The 17,230-nt window shown below is 33.7% G+C and carries 19 protein-coding genes; 8 read left to right on the top strand and 11 right to left on the bottom strand.

Features of this window, described 5'->3' with window-relative positions:
- Positions 1 to 611: 611 nt before the first annotated feature.
- Positions 612 to 1,139: an NADPH-dependent FMN reductase gene (locus MYRA21_RS11535; RefSeq protein WP_006256715.1), complete on the top strand. Its 528-nt coding sequence runs from the start codon at positions 612 to 614 to the stop codon at positions 1,137 to 1,139.
- A gap of 43 nt (positions 1,140 to 1,182) precedes the next feature.
- Here the strand turns inward: MYRA21_RS11535 and MYRA21_RS11530 are convergent, their stop codons facing one another.
- Complete coding sequence (locus tag MYRA21_RS11530; RefSeq protein ID WP_006256716.1) at positions 1,183 to 1,548, bottom strand: hypothetical protein; 366 nt, start codon at positions 1,546 to 1,548, stop codon at positions 1,183 to 1,185.
- 272 nt (positions 1,549 to 1,820) lie between these two features.
- On the opposite strand from MYRA21_RS11530, the gene MYRA21_RS11525 reads away from it, so the two are divergent.
- On the top strand, positions 1,821 to 2,942 hold the full coding sequence (locus MYRA21_RS11525) for an FUSC family protein (protein WP_039329075.1): 1,122 nt from the start codon (positions 1,821 to 1,823) through the stop codon (positions 2,940 to 2,942).
- A 49-nt stretch (positions 2,943 to 2,991) separates the two neighbouring features.
- On the opposite strand, the gene MYRA21_RS11520 is transcribed toward MYRA21_RS11525, so the two are convergent.
- The 3 genes from MYRA21_RS11520 to ggt all read right to left on the bottom strand — a co-directional run bounded on the left by MYRA21_RS11520 (position 2,992) and on the right by ggt (position 7,548).
- Positions 2,992 to 4,512: a WG repeat-containing protein gene (locus MYRA21_RS11520; RefSeq protein WP_039329073.1), complete on the bottom strand. Its 1,521-nt coding sequence runs from the start codon at positions 4,510 to 4,512 to the stop codon at positions 2,992 to 2,994.
- Positions 4,513 to 4,617: 105 nt separating this feature from the next.
- Positions 4,618 to 5,718 carry a hypothetical protein gene (locus MYRA21_RS11515; RefSeq protein ID WP_039329071.1) on the bottom strand — a complete coding sequence of 367 codons (1,101 nt, stop codon included), beginning with the start codon at positions 5,716 to 5,718 and terminating at the stop codon, positions 4,618 to 4,620.
- 153 nt (positions 5,719 to 5,871) lie between these two features.
- The gene (gene ggt, locus MYRA21_RS11510) at positions 5,872 to 7,548 is read right to left on the bottom strand and encodes a gamma-glutamyltransferase (RefSeq protein ID WP_006256720.1); all 1,677 of its coding nucleotides are present in this window, start codon (positions 7,546 to 7,548) and stop codon (positions 5,872 to 5,874) included.
- Positions 7,549 to 7,689: 141 nt separating this feature from the next.
- Between ggt and MYRA21_RS11505 the strand changes: the two genes are divergently transcribed.
- Entirely contained in the window at positions 7,690 to 8,412 is a 723-nt protein-coding gene (locus MYRA21_RS11505) for a DUF6348 family protein (RefSeq protein ID WP_006263159.1), read from the top strand.
- 70 nt (positions 8,413 to 8,482) lie between these two features.
- Here MYRA21_RS11505 and MYRA21_RS11500 read toward each other — a convergent pair whose 3' ends face one another.
- The 3 genes from MYRA21_RS11500 to MYRA21_RS11490 form a co-directional block, all read right to left on the bottom strand.
- Positions 8,483 to 8,917 (bottom strand): hypothetical protein, encoded by a 435-nt coding sequence (locus MYRA21_RS11500; protein ID WP_039329069.1) that lies wholly within the window; start codon positions 8,915 to 8,917, stop codon positions 8,483 to 8,485.
- A 77-nt stretch (positions 8,918 to 8,994) separates the two neighbouring features.
- Positions 8,995 to 9,504 (bottom strand): HPP family protein, encoded by a 510-nt coding sequence (locus MYRA21_RS11495; protein WP_006256723.1) that lies wholly within the window; start codon positions 9,502 to 9,504, stop codon positions 8,995 to 8,997.
- Positions 9,505 to 10,038 carry a TetR/AcrR family transcriptional regulator gene (locus MYRA21_RS11490; protein WP_039329066.1) on the bottom strand — a complete coding sequence of 178 codons (534 nt, stop codon included), beginning with the start codon at positions 10,036 to 10,038 and terminating at the stop codon, positions 9,505 to 9,507.
- A gap of 407 nt (positions 10,039 to 10,445) precedes the next feature.
- On the opposite strand from MYRA21_RS11490, the gene MYRA21_RS11485 reads away from it, so the two are divergent.
- The 3 genes from MYRA21_RS11485 to MYRA21_RS11475 all read left to right on the top strand — a co-directional run bounded on the left by MYRA21_RS11485 (position 10,446) and on the right by MYRA21_RS11475 (position 13,218).
- The gene (locus MYRA21_RS11485) at positions 10,446 to 11,177 is read left to right on the top strand and encodes a hypothetical protein (protein WP_039329064.1); all 732 of its coding nucleotides are present in this window, start codon (positions 10,446 to 10,448) and stop codon (positions 11,175 to 11,177) included.
- Positions 11,178 to 11,254: 77 nt separating this feature from the next.
- A complete protein-coding gene (locus MYRA21_RS11480; RefSeq protein ID WP_006260840.1) occupies positions 11,255 to 12,508 on the top strand; it encodes a hypothetical protein in 1,254 nt (417 codons plus the stop codon).
- 68 nt (positions 12,509 to 12,576) lie between these two features.
- The gene (locus MYRA21_RS11475) at positions 12,577 to 13,218 is read left to right on the top strand and encodes a hypothetical protein (protein WP_006260839.1); all 642 of its coding nucleotides are present in this window, start codon (positions 12,577 to 12,579) and stop codon (positions 13,216 to 13,218) included.
- Positions 13,219 to 13,264: 46 nt separating this feature from the next.
- Here MYRA21_RS11475 and MYRA21_RS11470 read toward each other — a convergent pair whose 3' ends face one another.
- Entirely contained in the window at positions 13,265 to 13,546 is a 282-nt protein-coding gene (locus MYRA21_RS11470; RefSeq protein WP_006260838.1) for a type II toxin-antitoxin system YafQ family toxin, read from the bottom strand.
- A gap of 3 nt (positions 13,547 to 13,549) precedes the next feature.
- A complete protein-coding gene (locus tag MYRA21_RS11465; RefSeq protein ID WP_006256730.1) occupies positions 13,550 to 13,786 on the bottom strand; it encodes a hypothetical protein in 237 nt (78 codons plus the stop codon).
- A 141-nt stretch (positions 13,787 to 13,927) separates the two neighbouring features.
- On the opposite strand from MYRA21_RS11465, the gene MYRA21_RS11460 reads away from it, so the two are divergent.
- Entirely contained in the window at positions 13,928 to 14,215 is a 288-nt protein-coding gene (locus MYRA21_RS11460; RefSeq protein ID WP_006260837.1) for a DUF1778 domain-containing protein, read from the top strand.
- Between the two features lie 175 nt (positions 14,216 to 14,390).
- Here MYRA21_RS11460 and MYRA21_RS11455 read toward each other — a convergent pair whose 3' ends face one another.
- Entirely contained in the window at positions 14,391 to 15,119 is a 729-nt protein-coding gene (locus MYRA21_RS11455; RefSeq protein ID WP_006260836.1) for a hypothetical protein, read from the bottom strand.
- Positions 15,120 to 15,123: 4 nt separating this feature from the next.
- A complete protein-coding gene (locus MYRA21_RS11450) occupies positions 15,124 to 15,855 on the bottom strand; it encodes a bifunctional 2-polyprenyl-6-hydroxyphenol methylase/3-demethylubiquinol 3-O-methyltransferase UbiG (RefSeq protein WP_006256733.1) in 732 nt (243 codons plus the stop codon).
- A 226-nt stretch (positions 15,856 to 16,081) separates the two neighbouring features.
- Here MYRA21_RS11450 and MYRA21_RS11445 point away from each other — a divergent pair, with 226 nt between their 5' ends.
- Complete coding sequence (locus MYRA21_RS11445; protein WP_006260835.1) at positions 16,082 to 17,230, top strand: class I SAM-dependent RNA methyltransferase; 1,149 nt, start codon at positions 16,082 to 16,084, stop codon at positions 17,228 to 17,230.

Here is a 17,230-nt window from a genome sequence, read left to right as displayed (position 1 = left end):
TTAAAAATTCTTATACCCATATAGTATATTCAACATAAATGATAAATTAAACACATTAATTACAACTTTTTATCAATATAAAAAACCTATAAAACTGTAATTATTATATATACACATTAAACAAGGCCTTGATTAGAATTAAAAATTCTATAACAAAAATATTTTATTCTTATAGTTTTTTTCTCAAAAATCATATTTATCGCCCTTCAATTGAAAAATTAGGATTCATTCTCACTTCAAAAAGTATTTTATATACTTTGTTGAAAATAAGATGCTAAACAGATTGATAAGACTTATAGGAAAAAATGTTCTCCTCTTTCCTTACTTCCTTTATATGATAGAAATTAAAAATTCCTGGTTCTCTTCATACATATATTCAGGAAACTGAAGGATTACAATGCTATTCCCTTTAGAAAAATTCTTTATGCATGTCTTTTTTCGATATATGACTCTGTATCTACCCACTAATGCTTCTCCTTTTTATTGTAATTCACTGCAACTAGGAGTAGAACATACAAGACCCTATTTCTGAAAAACTTATTCTAGATTAAGTGTGCTTCTTTGTTTCTACATATACCTTTGTCTCATCGAAACAGAAAAATAAAACAACAATGAATATATTAGCTTTTGCTGCTACCAATAGCAGTACTTCTATAAACTTAGAATTAGTAAAAAGTGTAACTACTCAATTTGAAGGACATAACATTAATATTCTAGATATCAATGACTATGAGATGCCTATTTATTCACAAGATAGAAATAACCAAGGTGTACCTCAGCAAGCATTAGATTTTAATCAAGCGATTCTAAATGCTGATGCTATTATTATAGGATTAGCAGAACACAACGGTACGTTTAGTACTGCTTTTAAAAACATATTTGATTGGGGGTCTAGAGTGGAGAAAAACTTCTTTCAAAACAAACCAATGATGTTATTATCTACATCACCTGGACCTCGTGGAGGACAATCTGTCATGGATAATGCTTCAAGCATATTTCCTTACTTTGGAGGGAATATTAAATGTCAGTTTTCATTACCTAGTTTTCAAGATAATTTTAGTAATGGATCAATTAACACACCTGAATTAGCTTCTCAATTAACAGAGAAAATTAATAGTTTTAAACAACAACTTTCTTAAGTCTTTAAAAAATCCCTACAAAGATTTTGTAGGGATTTTTACTTTATATACTCATATTATTGTATATAGAAGAAAAGGTTTTAATGATTTCTTTTAGATCCTCTCCTGTAAAGTTTAATTGAATACGCTCTCCTGTTCGCAACCATAATACCAATTGCGATTTTTGACTATCTATCTCTGTGATAGAATAAGAGATTACTTGTTTTAATGGTAGTACCCTATACTCTACAGCACCTCCTGCTCTATTAAAACTAAACATGAATTGAGAATACGTTAGTGTAAACTGTCCATTTACTCCTCTATATCCTACTTTAAATTTAATCCAACTAGAAAATTTACTAAATGTTGTTTTAGTAACACTAGTATCTACTTTCTTTAAACCATCGATTACATAGTTAACTTCTCCCATATTCACTTTTTTATTTTAAATATATACATTTATACTTATATTCTTTACTTCAATAAAAAAATGAGTAAATAAGACTATAATAATATGTAATAATCACGATACAAATCTATTTCATCTCTATCATTTTACCTCTTTGATTCAAATTCCTTACCTTTGTATTGTTCAAATGCTTACCAATACTAAAGAATATCTTATCTCTTATACTTACCCGATAAGGTAAAGCATTTCCACAGCACTAATCTCTACTGAGAGAATTTTTAGAATCAACGAAAATGAAGAATAACTTTTTTGTAAACTTGTTACAACAAGAGAGCAAAACACTATTTAAATTAAAACACAGCGAACGACTGTGGCATATCCCTTTGATGGCAATGCTCGCTACAGGACTTCCCTTATTAACAGGATGGTATTTTGACAATCTTCAAGCAGGACTTTTAGCCTGTCTAGCAGGATTAGTTATCTTATACCTCCCTTCTAATATTCCTACTGCTCAGCGCATGATCACCATGCTGGTATGTTCCTTTGGTTTTATGTTATCCTTTGCAGTAGGCATATCGTTTAGCTTTAACTTTATTGCTTCTGCTATAGCCTTTGGTATATTCGTTACTGCAGTTCATTGGGTCAACCTATATTTCAATACTCGCCCCCCTGGTAGCTTCTTTTTTATTATGGTAGCTTCTATGTCTAGTAATATGCCATTTGAGTTAGCAACTATCCCTACACGTCTAGGATATGTAGTCATGGGAACCATGTTTGCTTGTATTCTAGCCTTAATATACAGTGTTATAGTAGGCAAGAAATACAACAGTAAAACAACTATACGCCTAGTACGTCCTGTCCCAGTCAAAGACCAATTTGATTACCTTATCAAATCTATTATAGTAGGCGCCTTCATGTGTATTTCTTTATTAATAGGTCATCTATTGAAATTTGACAATCCATATTGGATCCCTATTTCTTGTGCCGCCATTATGCAAGGGATTTCTTTATACCACGTATGGCAACGTGCATTACAGCGTATCGCAGGTACTTTTATCGGATTAGGACTTTGTTGGGCACTTATCTCAGTCTCTACAGCACCTTTATATTTATGTATTTGTATAATGGTACTTCAGTTTATTATAGAAATGTTTATTTCTCGTAACTATGCAGTAGCTGTTATCTTTATTACAGCTCTTACAGTGCTTCTTGCAGAGGCGGGTAATCCTATTATCAGTACACCTAATATCTTAATTCAAGCTCGTTTTATCGATATTGTGACTGGAAGTATTATAGGAGGTATTGGTGGTTGGTTCTTACATCATGAGTATCTAAGAAAACAAACTCGCGATAGTTTGCGCACTACACGATTACAATTACTCAAGAAAAAAAGGCATAAAATAGTAAAGCAATAAATCACATAGAAAAAACCTCTATAGAATCTAATCTATAGAGGTTTTTTCTTTATACCTTTCGGGATGTAAACTCTAAAATGTCTTTTCCTGGATGAAATTCCTCTCCATTCACTAAATTTATATAAAAACAATTGTATACGTTCTTCACTTCACCTTTCTCTCTTTCTAACTCTACCTCAGCTAAGTATTCTACTCCATCTTTTACGTAGGTAAATATAGGTTCGTACACCACAGTTCTAGTAGTGATATCTAATATCCCATACAAGCCATTTTCTTCTAACTGAAATACACAGTACTTGATATTATCCATCAACCGCAAAGAATAAAATATAGGAGATAACAGCCACTCCTGAAGATCTACATTCCACACTCCTACTCTACTTACTTGATCCTTTTTAATCGACACAAAATAAAGAGGTTCTTTTATACTGCTTATCGTTCTAATCTTCTCTAGTAAGAACCCCTGAGGGATATCTTTCTGATCTATTAATAATTCTTTTGCAGGCCAAAGTACCTCATTGTAATAAGAGGTAATTGAGTAATCACTTGGCTTATCTAAACAATCTTTAAGTACTCCGTGCTTTGTCAAGATATAGAATTCGTTTACTCTACTTTCCGCACTAATAGGAGCTACTTCCACTATAAAGAAATGCTTAGAGACTACGGGATAAATATTCAATACATTCTTCCAAATATCTTGTATACTGCGTTCACTTTTAATATCAATTATCTTTAGATGAACAGGAATATACATATCAAATTCATAGTTGACATAATACCTTCCATTCCCTATTGTATCTCTACAGATAGTTGGTTTAGCTATTAAGTGAGACTTAGCTGTCTGCATAGTTACCTTGTATTCCTTCCCTTTATAAGTAATTGGAAAAACAGGTTGAGGAATTACTTCATAGGACTTCACTCTTTTACCTTTCAGATTATACACTCTTACCTCATCATCATTCACTTTTCTCACCCATCGCAATCCATTATCATAGGTACTAACTACTTTTTTGACTATCCGTTTTAATCTATCTTTTTTTGCAAAATACAGATCATCTCCTACCTGAATTAACTTACTACCAATCTGTTTTATCTTGATAGAAGTACCACTTCTATAGAGTTTATCTTTAGTAACCGTCTTTGTATCTAATACCTGCCTTGTATCTAATGCTAATACAGTTACTTTCTCTCTTATGACCTCTGTCCCCCATAGCGGTTTAAAGGAAGAGCTAGTACTCATAATATTAAAGTTAGGCAAGAACTTCCATTGCCAGAAGCGACTATGGACAGTATATGACTGCACAATATTAGCTACTGTAAAACGCCCTACCTCATATAACTCTATTCGATCATATCTGCACTTCAGTACCTCTTTATTCTCTAGGTCTATTACACCGTACATCCCTTGTTTATCACGCACTACAGCATAACCTGACTTAGTGAATAATCCTCCACTAGCATACTGTTGACTAATGACAATTTGTTTATCTTGATTACAATATCCATACATTCCCTTCTCATCTACAAAAGGATATATAGCAGCGGTCTTATTAGTTAATGTGGTATTCATAAGCCTGAAGTTTAAAAAGTCTCTTAAATATAGTGATTTTTTAAACTTCTTCTTTAAAAACAAAAACTTAATTAACTAAATACCAAATACTTTAACACGCTTATATTATTCTTTTTGCAACAATTCTAATTCTAGAATGTACTTATTCTCTAACTCTTTATCTCCACTTAGTACAAAAACCTGTATAGCTCTTTCTAAAAGATAAGGGTAAACCTCTATTTTATTTAAAGTTGTTTTTATCCATGGATATATATCTTTGAACATCATATCTTCTTTATTCGAAATTCCTATCAGTAAATTACAAGCATATATCACATAGTACCTTCCTAAATTTATTTCATAACACTCCTCTACTTCTTCTAAGTATAATATTCCTTCTTTTAACTTTAACCATGCTTTGACATACTCCTTAATGCTTAGATAATCTTCTATTAATTTACTTAAGAAGCTTGCTTTACTCCAAGCATCATCCTCTACATACTCCCATAGCGCTTCTCTTCCTGCTATCACTTTATTTATATCTCCTATACCCTTATAGAAAGACACATAATCCTCCCATCTTTCCTTATTCCATACAGTGATATTCTCTTCCCAAGATTGAATACACGCTTTGGCAATTTCATCTTCTTCTAAATCCAATGCATAATAAACAATGCCTTCTGTAGACATCTCTTCAGGACAAAGGCTATAATATCTTTGTTTTCTTTCCTTCCACTCTACAATGTCTTCTTCATCCCAATCACATTCTGCTAGACTATCTCCAATTAAGTCATAAAAATCTTCTTTCCAACTTACCTCTTGATGGGATATCCATTCAAATGTATTCTTCACTCCATTGTGTAGCAAATACTCTCTATCAAATCCGCAATACGTATCAAAGTTAGCATTCTTCGCTTGAATAAATAAGGAGATATAATCAGAACGTTGATATAAACTAACTAGATACGCTACTAGATCTAATGCCTCTGTGAATCCCTGAAAATCATCTTCTCGCCTACTTGCTATCTCCGCTTCAAACAATTTAATTAACAACTGCTCCTCTCTCAATTCTTCTGAGTGTAAGAACCCTACTAATACTCGATGTCTATCTATTGCATTCTCATGATTTCTTTCTTTTCCTAAATATTCATATTTCTTCAAGTGGATAGGTTCAGAGACTAACTCCTCCACCATCTTCTTATATTTTTCTAACATCAAGTTTATCATTTCTTTTCCTTCTTTTTATTGAAATTCAAATTAACCACATATATCTTAAACCTAAAATACAAAAGGCTATCTAATGAAAGATAACCTTTTGTAAATATTGTGTGATATAGTTCGTTGTCTAGGACAGAGCGTTAAAAAACATTCCTAATTCAACTAGTATCCTATAGCGATATCATCTCCACGAGTATCTGCTCCTGCTTGGTAAGTACCATTTTTATTGACTAAGATTCCCTCTACGCGTCCATAAGGTTTGCGTTCTTTTAGGATATAACCTTTATCAGTAAGCGCTTTTCGCACTCCAGCCGTAATCGCTGTTGGTTCATAATCGATATGATCAGGAAGCCACTGGTGGTGAAAACGAGGAGCAGATACCGCCTCTTGCATATTCATCCCAAATTCAGTTACATTTAGAATCGTTTGAAACACAGAAGTGATAATTGTCGATCCACCTGGTGTACCTACTACCATGTACAACTTACCATTTTTCTCTAAAATTGTTGGAGACATTGAGCTTAACATTCGCTTTTCTGGTTCTATCGCATTCGCTTTTCCTCCTACTAATCCGTACATATTAGGTGTACCAGGCTTCACAGAGAAATCATCCATCTCATTATTCAACAAGAATCCCGCTCCTCCTACTATCGTTTTAGAACCATAAGAATCATTTAATGTAGTCGTTGCAGACACGGCATTTCCCCATTTATCGACTACACAGTAGTGCGTTGTCTCATCGCTCTCATACCCGCCTAACTCTCCTGCTTTAACATCAGTACTCTTCGTTGCTTTGTCAAAAGACATAGACTCCATACGCCCTAGATTGTATTCTTTATTGACTAACTGATTTACAGGCACTTTATAGAAATCAGGGTCTCCTAAGTGCTCAGCTCTATCTGCATATACACGGCGTTCTGCTTCTACCATTACTTGTACTGTTTTTTCAGATTGGAATCCCCACTTTGCTAAAGGGTATTTCTCTATGGATTGGAACAAAGAGATTAAGGCAATACCTCCACTACTCGGAGGTGGCATAGAGATTACTTTTAATCCTTTATACTCTCCTACTATAGGCGTTCTCCATTTTGCTTCATAGCGTTTTAAATCTTCAAGAGTTATCATTCCATTACCTCTCTTCATCTCTCCTACGATTAACTCAGCCGTTTTCCCTTCGTAGAACCCTTTATGTCCTTCTTTTTGTACACGTTTCAGTGTTTCAGCTAAATCTTTTTGAATAAACACATCTCCTTTTGACCACTGTTCTTTTTCAGTAATAGCTGTACTTTGTGTACTAAATTTCACGAAGTTATCGTGTTGTTTAGTGAACTCACCTGCTTGTTTTTCTGTAATACTAAATCCTTTCTCTGCTAAGTCTATAGCTGGCTGTACCAATTCTTCCCATTGTAGAGAACCGTACTTAGCATGAGCTTGTACCATACCTGCTATTGTACCTGGTACCCCTGTTGCTAAGGCTCCTCTCATACTCAATTCTGTTATAGCTTCTCCATCTCCTCCCCAATACATATTTTCTCTTGCTTGCATAGGAGCTTTTTCTCTATAATCTAATGCGTCTATCTTACCATCCTTACCGCGATACACCATAAATCCTCCACCTCCGATATTACCAGCATTTGGATATACCACAGCTAATGCTAGCTCTACTGCTACAGCAGCATCTACTGCATTACCTCCTTTTTTTAGGATATCTACTCCTACTCTACTTGCCTCTGGGTGTGCTGATACAATCACTCCATTCTTGTACGCCTGTGGATTCTGAGCTACTACTTGTAATAAGCTACCACATAGGATAAAGGCTGATAATATAACTTTCTTCATGTATTGTTGTTTTTGTTACCGCAAGATAGATATTTTGAATTTATTATTAAAATAAGTGTTCAGTTATAGATAAATATTCAAAAACATCTCAACATAAAAGAAATACACTATTAACACTTATCTTTACAATAAATCACAGCTATGAAACTATTTAATTTCCAGAAGAAGAAAACAGAAAGTCACGACCAACCCCACACTGAAGAAGAGATATTACTACATGAGTTAGTCGACCAAATCACTAAATTAAACTATACAATCCAAGTAGATAAAGCTACTCAGATTATCATCGTTAATGACCAATTACTATTGGAATTCAGAATCATCCGAAATCCTGATTATGCAAAAGAACTAATGCACCTCATGATTAATACTGCACATCCTACTCATTTTCCTGATGGTATTATGGAAAGCATCGCTGGGATAGGCGAAACGGTACAAGATAGAATAGCATCTGTAGTAGAGAACTATATCACCTCTACCTTTAAACCCATCGCAGAGAGCCTTACAGATACCCATTCACCAGAATATGATTTCACTAGTGATGAAGTACTATGGCATCCCGCATTAAGTGACTTACGTGTTCAAGGTTCTTTTAACAGAGAGCTGAGTGGTGATGAATTATATTTATTATTAGTTTCTAAACTTGAGTCTATGTTATCTAGAGATCAGAAGTTCCATTGGCTAAAAATGTATATATCAAAACAACAGTCAGGAGAAATAATAGGTGACTGCCTCTTAGATAACGAACCTTGGGACGAAGGATTAAATATATTAGCTGACTATATCAGTAACATTCCTGTAGAGAGCATATTTATTGGTATCAAACAATTCGTAGTGTTTAGACGATGTGATAAGTATGATTAGTACAATATAATGAATAAGCCCATACTCTTACTAGATTATGGTTTTTTTTCATTATTTATGTTATCATCACTTATACATCTACCTCATCAGGTAAATGACCTATAATCTCTTTCAGCGTCTTCTCACTATACCCTGACAAGTTCCATACCTTATTGCGCTGTCCTCCCATGGTTAATACTAAACTATACCCCATTAATACACCAGAGCTTCGGTGTTCTAGTATGTCTATATCTTGAATATCCTTTACAGAATATAGCATCTTATCCCCTTTAAAAGTTTTAATGATAAGGTGATCTCCTTCAAAAGAAATACTGTTACAACACTTAAATAAACTATATACTATACCAGCAATAAAAAAAGGTAAGATCACTAAAAACACCCATCCTGCAGTATCTGGCAATTTCTTATTAAGCACTAATACCATACTAACAATAACACCTATACCTACAAACCAAGTTAATTTACCTAATATAATACCTATGAGATGGTTATACGATTTTTTCATATTTTTTGCGCAAAAATATAAAACGCCTAAACACTATCCCTACGGATATATAAATAGTACCGTAATTAATCTGATTATTACCACCAATATTTTGGATACTTTCTCAGCTTGCTTATATTGTTAAATAACAAGGCTATTACTGTGATAATAACAGATCCTGCCAAAACAGGATTAACAATAAAAGACCAACTCGCTCCTCCTAGTATAATGACTAGAGGATCTGCACCTGCTGGTGGATGTGTAGTCTTAGTCACTAGCATTAATCCTATCGCTGCACCTACTCCTATCGCTAGAGAATACCATTCTGTTCCTAAAAAAGTAAGACATAGCAGTCCTACTATACTCGCTAATAAATGACCTCCTATGATATTACGAGGCTGTGCTAATGGGCTATCAGGTACTCCAAATGCCAATACACAGGTCGCTCCAAAGGGAGCCATGATTAAAGGCATTTCTAATTCTTTAGTCATAAAGGCTATCACACCTATCGCTAACATACCTCCTATCCCTGAGTATATAGAATGTTTGGAAGTAGCTGATTGTGGACTAGTCTCTGTTGTTTTAAATTTTGCTATATATCGCTTCATTTAGATTAAATCTTGTTTTAGTAATTCTATTGTTTTCTTTACATAGGCTGAGTCCTGATAGACTTGACTCTCTGTCAGCCCTGCCTCAAACAGCATATATAACATAAAGGCTCTGTTCTCATCTGTCACTAATGCCTTAAAATATGCTTGTAATTCTGTCTTATGCTGATGGATGACTTCATAAATTTTCCCTTTATGCTCAGGTAGCTCTGACAACATATTAAGAAATGCACAGCCCCTATATCCCTCCTTCTCATTCATCTCTATAATATAGGTAAACACTGCTATGATGCGTTCCTTAATCGTGCGCTTCTTCTCCACATCTTCTTTCAGTCCCATAAACCAATAGTCATGTCTAGCTTTTAGATACGCTACAGCTAGATCATCTTTCGTTTTATAATGATCATAAAAGCTAGATTTAGCCACCTTAGCTTCTTCTATCACAGCATTGATCCCTGTGCTATTATATCCATATTGATGAAAGAGTAAAGTAGCAGCCTCTAATACTCTCTCCTTAGGTGAATTATTTTTCATGAAACAAATATAGAAATAAAAACAGACAAGTCTGTCTGTTTTACCTTTTTTATAGATCATTTTTTAATCGAGATAGGTCATTTGTGGCCATTTTAGGACATTTGTGGTCATTTTTTCCCATCTCAAAAAAAAACATATTTATAATTCAAAACTTTGCAAAGAGAAAACGCAAGGATAAAAATAGAACAGAAACTGCTATCACATTTGATGTCTGGTTGTATTCTAGTAGGGTTTTACTCGAATTGAGTCCGTAGTGAATCCGTTATGAGTCCGTACTCACTCCGTTAAATCAAGCAAAAAAACGGAGACGTATCTCACGTAGGACTCACATAATAATAAATGAACCAAATCAATAGTCAATGAAGACTACTATGAAAGTAAAGTATAACCAATAAATTATAACAATTATGGCAAAAATTGATGCAAAAGGGAGACCTCAAGGAAAGTATCTAAACTCTGTATTCAGAATAGTAGATAACAAAGTCATTATGCAAGGCAAACCCTCTAAACAAAAACAGACTAAAAAAACGAAGCAGGCAGCTACAGACTTTGGTACGGTGCAGAAATGCAATAGGCAATTAAGACACCTCATCCAACTCGCGATGAACAACAATCATTGTAAAAAAATGCACCTTAGAATGAACACGCATGCATTAGCACAGTTGCGTAATAATGAAGTATTTCCTTTAGGTCAACGCACTTACTTTAATACAGATCTAAGCGGGATGGTAGGTTTTGACTTTAATACGAATACTCCTTTTGGAGAGTATTGTACCCTACCAATTACTTTTCAGAAACTAGATAGTCATCAAACACGTATTAGTATAGATACCTCTACTATCAATGACTATTTTAACTTTGAAGATAATACATCTGAGATTAAAGTAGAGTTATTTATACAATATCATCAACTTAACTATCAAGAAATTCACAAAACAGAAAGTATTTCCTTCACTGTCAAAAAAGGAGAAATCCTCTCTGCTAAAGAGTGGGTTATACAGAATACATTAGAAAGCAGTATTACACTTGTCGTAGGGCAGCTATGGTATCTAAAGCAGAGCTTAACTGGCCAATACATTATGATTAATAATCGTAAATTCCATCCTAGTAGTATTCTTTATCTAGATAATGGTCTATAAAACACAATGAAAAACATAGTGGATAAAGGTAGAGAATCACTGATATTCTCTACCTTTATCTTTTTAACTATAAGTGTATGGGATGGTTTTCGAATAAAAGTAAGTTTCCAAAAGAAAATAAGGATAGAGGAATCGTGAAAATAACAGATAACAAAATTATTATCACCAACAGATCTTATGAAAGTGAAGATGAAATAATCCTTATCCCTAAAATAGAATACATTTATCTAGAGACATCGGACTATAGCGAGCCAAGTATGTTCATCTACCAAGATAGACAGTACTACATCCCTGGTGATTATGTAGGTACAGAAAAACTATGGCTATACTTAGCCGAACAGTTTCATTTCGACATCAACTTAGTAACTCAACACCTCAACGATAAAACAAATAATATACATAAGCTATACAGAACTACCTACAAACAGAATTATAAACTAACAAATACATCTCATAATGATTATCTCAAGGGCTATGAAATTCTAGCTCCCACGCCACTATTTGTGCCTTGGAACACGACTAAAGAAGAGTTATTAGCACAAGAGTATATTCATTCGGATGGATTCTATGCAGAAACAACCTACCCTGTACGCATTGGCAATATCACTGTAGATAATTTAGGTACCTATATAGATGATATACGTTCTGATGTAGCTCCTACGAGTTACTATACTAAATGCTTTGCTCCAGACGGATCTGACACTAGCTTATATCAACTAAAAGAGATTCTAGAGCACGATCTAGGTTCTACTGCTACCTATACGTTTTATAATGAACATCACTTGTTCTTCTATGCAGAATCTGATCATATCACATTCGAACTAAACTATACCATAGATGATCCTGAGTTTAGAACTGTAGCTTATAGCTTCACTTCACTGAATATCAATACTAAGTATGATTATCCCGACCTATTAGCAGATGACATATATACACCGAAACTAGTATTATCAGCTACTTATGTATTCAACTACTCCCTTACTGCACCAAGTAATTATCTAAAAAATGAAAGAATCAAAAGTACTTCTGATCTTGTAAAACTACAGAGTAAAAACAATTCTGTTATATGGATAGATAAACCGAATAATAGGATTGGATTTGCGGATAAAGCCTTTGCTATTACGTTTAATAAAGAAGAAATAGACTCTCTTACACTATGGAATACCTTACCTGCTAAAGGTGGTGGATTCTGCGTATTATCTGTAAATTTAAAAGAGGGTAATGCTGTCACTGTCTTTGAAGGAGCACACGATACGATTAAACATAATTTAGAGGATTTAGAGCAATTCTTAGGTTTACAGATTAATTTTTATGAAGATTATAATTGTTGATTTTAGAGGTTAGAATACCATTATCTCAATAAAAAGTCTTAGTTTAGAATAAATAAACTTGTCTTACTATGGGATTTCTATCAAAGCTATTTGGAAAAAAAGAAAACAAACCCTCCTCTACGAATGCCCCAACAGTACCTCCTGTCTATATTGACCTATCAGAGGAGCAAAAAAAGGCACTCAAGCAGTCTACACTCCCACTCAGAACAGGACAACTGTATATGCACTATTGGGAAGAGGATTTACTAGTCGAAGACTATGACAATGTAGACTGGGCTCATAGGGTAGTACACTTTTGGGAAGCTGAAGAAGTATTTGAAAAGAAATCATTACCACTCCCATTTTTAGATCTAGAAGAGAAACTCTTTCTATTTAAAGGTGACTTGACTAATATAGAATTTGAGATCGGAAAAGCACTTCCTTGGTCTGGTTTTCCTGGAGGAGCTACGAAATATACTACCTATCTCAATGAACAACTAATCTCTATACCTCAACTCTCTACATACGGCAATATAGATTATATAGAACGTGTACCTCTTACTGAGCATAACTTAGATGTACTCACTGAAGGCAATGACCATCTACTCCTCCTTGATGAGAGAATAGTCCAATACAATAAAGGGGAGTTCTTCTTAGATAATACTATCGTACCAATAGATATAGCGTATAGCACAGGTGGACTTCATTTAGTTAGAAAAATAATGACTTAGTACAGTATATATCGATACTTTATCTTTCCTACCTATATTAACAGAACTATTCAAATAATTCTGAATGTGACCCTACACGTTCTAATCTGATAATATTTGGATTTTTCTCTTCAAACCAGATAATTAAATAATCTGATTCGATGTGACACTCTAAGCGCCCATTCCAATTACCAATTAATTTATGTGGCCTCATTTCAATTGGAACATTACCTACACCTCCTTCTATCAATAAGTCAATAAGATCAAGTACTTTCTTCAAGCGTTTCTTATTGTTCTTAATTTTCTTAAGATCTTTTTTAAACTGAGATGTAAGTTGCAGTTGATACATACACTACATTTTATCAATAAAATCGTGAAACTCTTCTTTGCTAATAGTTTCTAAATTAGTTTCATTCATAGCATTTATACTATCCTGATTAGGCTCATGATAATTAGTTGCTTTAATCAATAGTGTTTCTAATAGATTATTAAAACTACGATTATTCTTTCTTGCTAATTCTTCTATATGATTATATAGACCTGTATCTAATCGAAAAGAGCCAGCTTTTTTAGGTTTCTTTGTACTCATAAGTATATCTTTGTATTTATTTGTATTACAAATATATACAATTCTTATCATATTATAACACGTATAAAATACCTCCGTAAGAAAAAAAGAATACTATTTTATTTCGATTCGATACCTTTGTAAAAAAATAATATACTAAAAATGAATACTATACACAAAAACAATATAATCCTTAATAAACTTCCGCCTATAGAACAACAAGCTTTAGTGGAAACTGATATTGTACTTGGTGGCTACCAACGTTTGACAGATTTCATTCTCAAAGTTATAAAAGAAAAAGAAGAGGAGCATAGTAAGAATAATGAGGTAATAATTACTTCTGAACGAGATGCTGAAGTTTTTATTGACGCTATCTATACGATACAGGAACCTTCTATTCGATTAATAATGGCTTTTAAAGAGTATAATACTATCATAAATGAAGGGTAGTATTAGTACAGAAAGAATATTGTAGAAAGGTATTTGATTGTATTAAAATATTTGCCACCATGAAAGCTCTAGACATTCTATTTAAAGAAAGTTAATCTTAGATCTTACGCTCAACTAACTATAATAAAAAAGACGACTCTTTCGAATCGTCTTCCTCATATTATTATAATTCTACTTATATAAAATAAGCAGCTACTACTCCTAATATTATAGCTATAAGCTTATTGATATTAAATGAATGTCCTTCGTTACTCTCAAAGATAATAGTCGATGAGATATGGAATAAAATACCTACTACTATAGCAGATATCTCAGCGTAATACTGAGTCAAGAAATCTACATTACTAGAAACCAATGTTCCTAATGGTGTCATCAGAGAGAAAACAACCATAAAGAAAAGCACCACCTTCTTATTCATATTTGCGTTAATAAAAAAGGCAGTTAATATCACTGCTATCGGCAAGTGATGTATCGCTATACCCCATGCTAACTCTTCGTGCTGACTCACTGGCATTCCCTCAAATAAGGCATGGATACACAAACTGATAAATAAAAGCCAAGGTACCTTGTCTAATTTGTCATGAGTATGTACATGCCCATGCTCTGCCCCTTTAGAGAAAAACTCTAATATAATCTGGAAGACAATCCCGATCATAATAAAGAAACCAATATTACCAGAACTGTGGTCGTGTCCGTGATCATGACTATGTCCCACATGTTCTGCTAATGACGCGGCTTCACTAGCTGCATACACATCAGGTAACAAATGGGTGACTGTCAATGCTAACAGGAATGATCCACTAAAGGCCATTAGCAATTTTAAATTCTTTTTGTTTTTGGGCTGTAATAGCACTGCTATTAAATACCCTGCAATAACTGATAATAAAGGTATAATATAAACCATCGGCTTATTTGAAAATCATAATTAATCGATCTGATTCTTTTTTATAAAACTTGCGCAACTTATAATCACCAAAAACATCTAAAAGGTAGATCTCTTTCTCATTCATCATCGCTTCAAAGTCCTCTAGTCTTAACGCCTTAACACGTTCTTCGTATTCGTGGTGTTCTCCATCTGCATCAAAGACAATCTCTTTGATAATAAACCCGTCTTCGTATTTTCTAGTGATATGGAAGTCAATTCCGTCTACTGTTTTAACCTCAGAAGGTACTAGATTAGCGATAACTTTATCTACATTCATAAAGTCGATTACTGCTAATCCGTATTCATTTACACTCTGATGAATAGCATCTAATGTACGCATATTATCAGCTGGATCAGGAAAATATCCGAAACTAGTAAACAAATTAAAGATAGCATCATACTTCTCTGTAGAAGGCTCTCTCATATCACGTACTTCAAAATGAAGTGTATCTGTGGCATACTTACTAGCCTCTTCTATACTATTAGGAGACAGGTCTACTCCTGTAACATCATAACCTAAAGAATTTAAATATATAGAATGTCTTCCTTTGCCACAAGCTAAATCTAACACTTTTGCCCCTTCTTCTAAATTTAAATAATGAGTTAAATTATCAATTAACACTTGTGCTTCTTCGTAATCCCTATCTTTGTATAAAGTATGGTAATAAGGGGTGTCAAACCACGACTTATACCAAGCTTTGTTCTCTTTTGACATACTTTTATTTTAAAACTTTTTAATTAGCCTGCAAATTTACTTTATTTTTGCGGATTAAACCTAGCATATATCACAGACATATCAGGATTTTATAACTAACTAAAATAGTCTTGAAATAATGAAAAAAACGTAGTAAATTATACTATTTTTATCAGACGTAGTATATTGGTTTAAAGCAGAATAGTCAATTATTCCTTATATAAGAAGAAAGATGGAAAATTTTAAAATGGTGGCTAAGACCTTCTTCGGTTTTGAAGAAGTACTAGCAAAAGAATTACAATTATTAGGTGCATTAAATGTACAACAGGGTACTAGAATGGTGAGTTTTAAAGGAGATAAAGGTTTTATGTATAAAGCCAATCTATCTCTGCGTACAGCTTTAAAAATCCTAAAACCTATTGCTACTTTTGCAGTATATAATGAAGCAAACTTATATAAAGGAGTTCAAAGTATTGACTGGAGTGAGTATCTATCAGCTAATCAGTCCTTCGTAATAGACGCTACAGTATTCTCTGATAACTTTAACAACTCTCAATTCGTTGCGTTAAAAGCAAAGGATGCTATCGTAGATCAGTTTAGAAATAAAAGTGGAGTACGCCCAAGTATAGATAAAGATTATCCAGACTTAAGAATTAACGTCCACTTACAAAAAGACCTGTGTACAATATCTCTAGATTCGTCAGGAGCCTCTCTACACCACCGTGGATATAGAACAGCTACTAATATCGCTCCTATCAATGAAGTGTTAGCAGCAGGAATGTTATTAATGTCAGGATGGGATGGTAGAAGTGATTTTATGGATCCAATGTGTGGTTCTGGTACAATCTTAACAGAAGCGGCTATGATCGCTTGTAATATCCCTGCAAATATCAATAGAAAAGAGTTTGCTTTTGAAAGATGGAATGATTGGGATGCAGAGCTTTTTGACAAGGTACAAGAGTCGCTATTAAAAAGAATACGCGAGTTCCATTATACAATAAAAGGATACGATAAGGCACCTTCTGCAGTATTAAAAGCGATAGATAACGTAAGAAATGCTAACTTAGACGAATATATCGAGATAAAAACTGCGAACTTCTTCGATACTCAAAAGGAAACTGAAGGCCCACTACACATGGTGTTTAACCCTCCTTATGGAGAACGTCTAGACATAGATCTAGAACGCTTCTACAGAGAAGTAGGTGATACATTAAAACAAGGCTATCCTGGCACAGAAGCCTGGTTTATCACAGGTAATGTAGAAGCTTTAAAATTCGTAGGATTAAGACCTTCTAGAAAGATTAAACTATACAATGGAAAACTAGAAGCTCGTTTAGTAAAATATGAACTATACGAAGGAAGTAAAAAAGGAAAATATATAAACAAAAATGATTAA

The organism is Myroides sp. A21, from assembly GCF_000807225.1.
GTDB classification, from domain to species: Bacteria; Bacteroidota; Bacteroidia; order Flavobacteriales; family Flavobacteriaceae; genus Flavobacterium; species Flavobacterium odoratimimum.
Note: the sequence above shows the minus strand (reverse complement) of the source record. Positions and strands in the feature narration are given on the sequence as shown.

Excerpts from the sequence above, each read along its gene's own strand:
- MYRA21_RS11535 (WP_006256715.1), top strand. The coding sequence starts at position 612 with ATGAATATATTAGCTTTTGCTGCTACCAATAGCAGTACTTCTATAAAC.
- MYRA21_RS11470 (WP_006260838.1), bottom strand. The coding sequence starts at position 13,546 with ATGTATCAACTGCAACTTACATCTCAGTTTAAAAAAGATCTTAAGAAA.
- MYRA21_RS11475 (WP_006260839.1), top strand. The coding sequence starts at position 12,577 with ATGGGATTTCTATCAAAGCTATTTGGAAAAAAAGAAAACAAACCCTCC.
- MYRA21_RS11460 (WP_006260837.1), top strand. The coding sequence starts at position 13,928 with ATGAATACTATACACAAAAACAATATAATCCTTAATAAACTTCCGCCT.
- MYRA21_RS11455 (WP_006260836.1), bottom strand. The coding sequence starts at position 15,119 with ATGGTTTATATTATACCTTTATTATCAGTTATTGCAGGGTATTTAATA.
- MYRA21_RS11485 (WP_039329064.1), top strand. The coding sequence starts at position 10,446 with ATGGCAAAAATTGATGCAAAAGGGAGACCTCAAGGAAAGTATCTAAAC.
- MYRA21_RS11490 (WP_039329066.1), bottom strand. The coding sequence starts at position 10,038 with ATGAAAAATAATTCACCTAAGGAGAGAGTATTAGAGGCTGCTACTTTA.
- ggt (WP_006256720.1), bottom strand. The coding sequence starts at position 7,548 with ATGAAGAAAGTTATATTATCAGCCTTTATCCTATGTGGTAGCTTATTA.
- MYRA21_RS11445 (WP_006260835.1), top strand. The coding sequence starts at position 16,082 with ATGGTGGCTAAGACCTTCTTCGGTTTTGAAGAAGTACTAGCAAAAGAA.
- MYRA21_RS11500 (WP_039329069.1), bottom strand. The coding sequence starts at position 8,917 with ATGAAAAAATCGTATAACCATCTCATAGGTATTATATTAGGTAAATTA.
- MYRA21_RS11530 (WP_006256716.1), bottom strand. The coding sequence starts at position 1,548 with ATGGGAGAAGTTAACTATGTAATCGATGGTTTAAAGAAAGTAGATACT.
- MYRA21_RS11450 (WP_006256733.1), bottom strand. The coding sequence starts at position 15,855 with ATGTCAAAAGAGAACAAAGCTTGGTATAAGTCGTGGTTTGACACCCCT.
- MYRA21_RS11515 (WP_039329071.1), bottom strand. The coding sequence starts at position 5,718 with ATGATAAACTTGATGTTAGAAAAATATAAGAAGATGGTGGAGGAGTTA.
- MYRA21_RS11465 (WP_006256730.1), bottom strand. The coding sequence starts at position 13,786 with ATGAGTACAAAGAAACCTAAAAAAGCTGGCTCTTTTCGATTAGATACA.
- MYRA21_RS11495 (WP_006256723.1), bottom strand. The coding sequence starts at position 9,504 with ATGAAGCGATATATAGCAAAATTTAAAACAACAGAGACTAGTCCACAA.
- MYRA21_RS11480 (WP_006260840.1), top strand. The coding sequence starts at position 11,255 with ATGGGATGGTTTTCGAATAAAAGTAAGTTTCCAAAAGAAAATAAGGAT.
- MYRA21_RS11520 (WP_039329073.1), bottom strand. The coding sequence starts at position 4,512 with ATGAATACCACATTAACTAATAAGACCGCTGCTATATATCCTTTTGTA.
- MYRA21_RS11525 (WP_039329075.1), top strand. The coding sequence starts at position 1,821 with ATGAAGAATAACTTTTTTGTAAACTTGTTACAACAAGAGAGCAAAACA.
- MYRA21_RS11505 (WP_006263159.1), top strand. The coding sequence starts at position 7,690 with ATGAAACTATTTAATTTCCAGAAGAAGAAAACAGAAAGTCACGACCAA.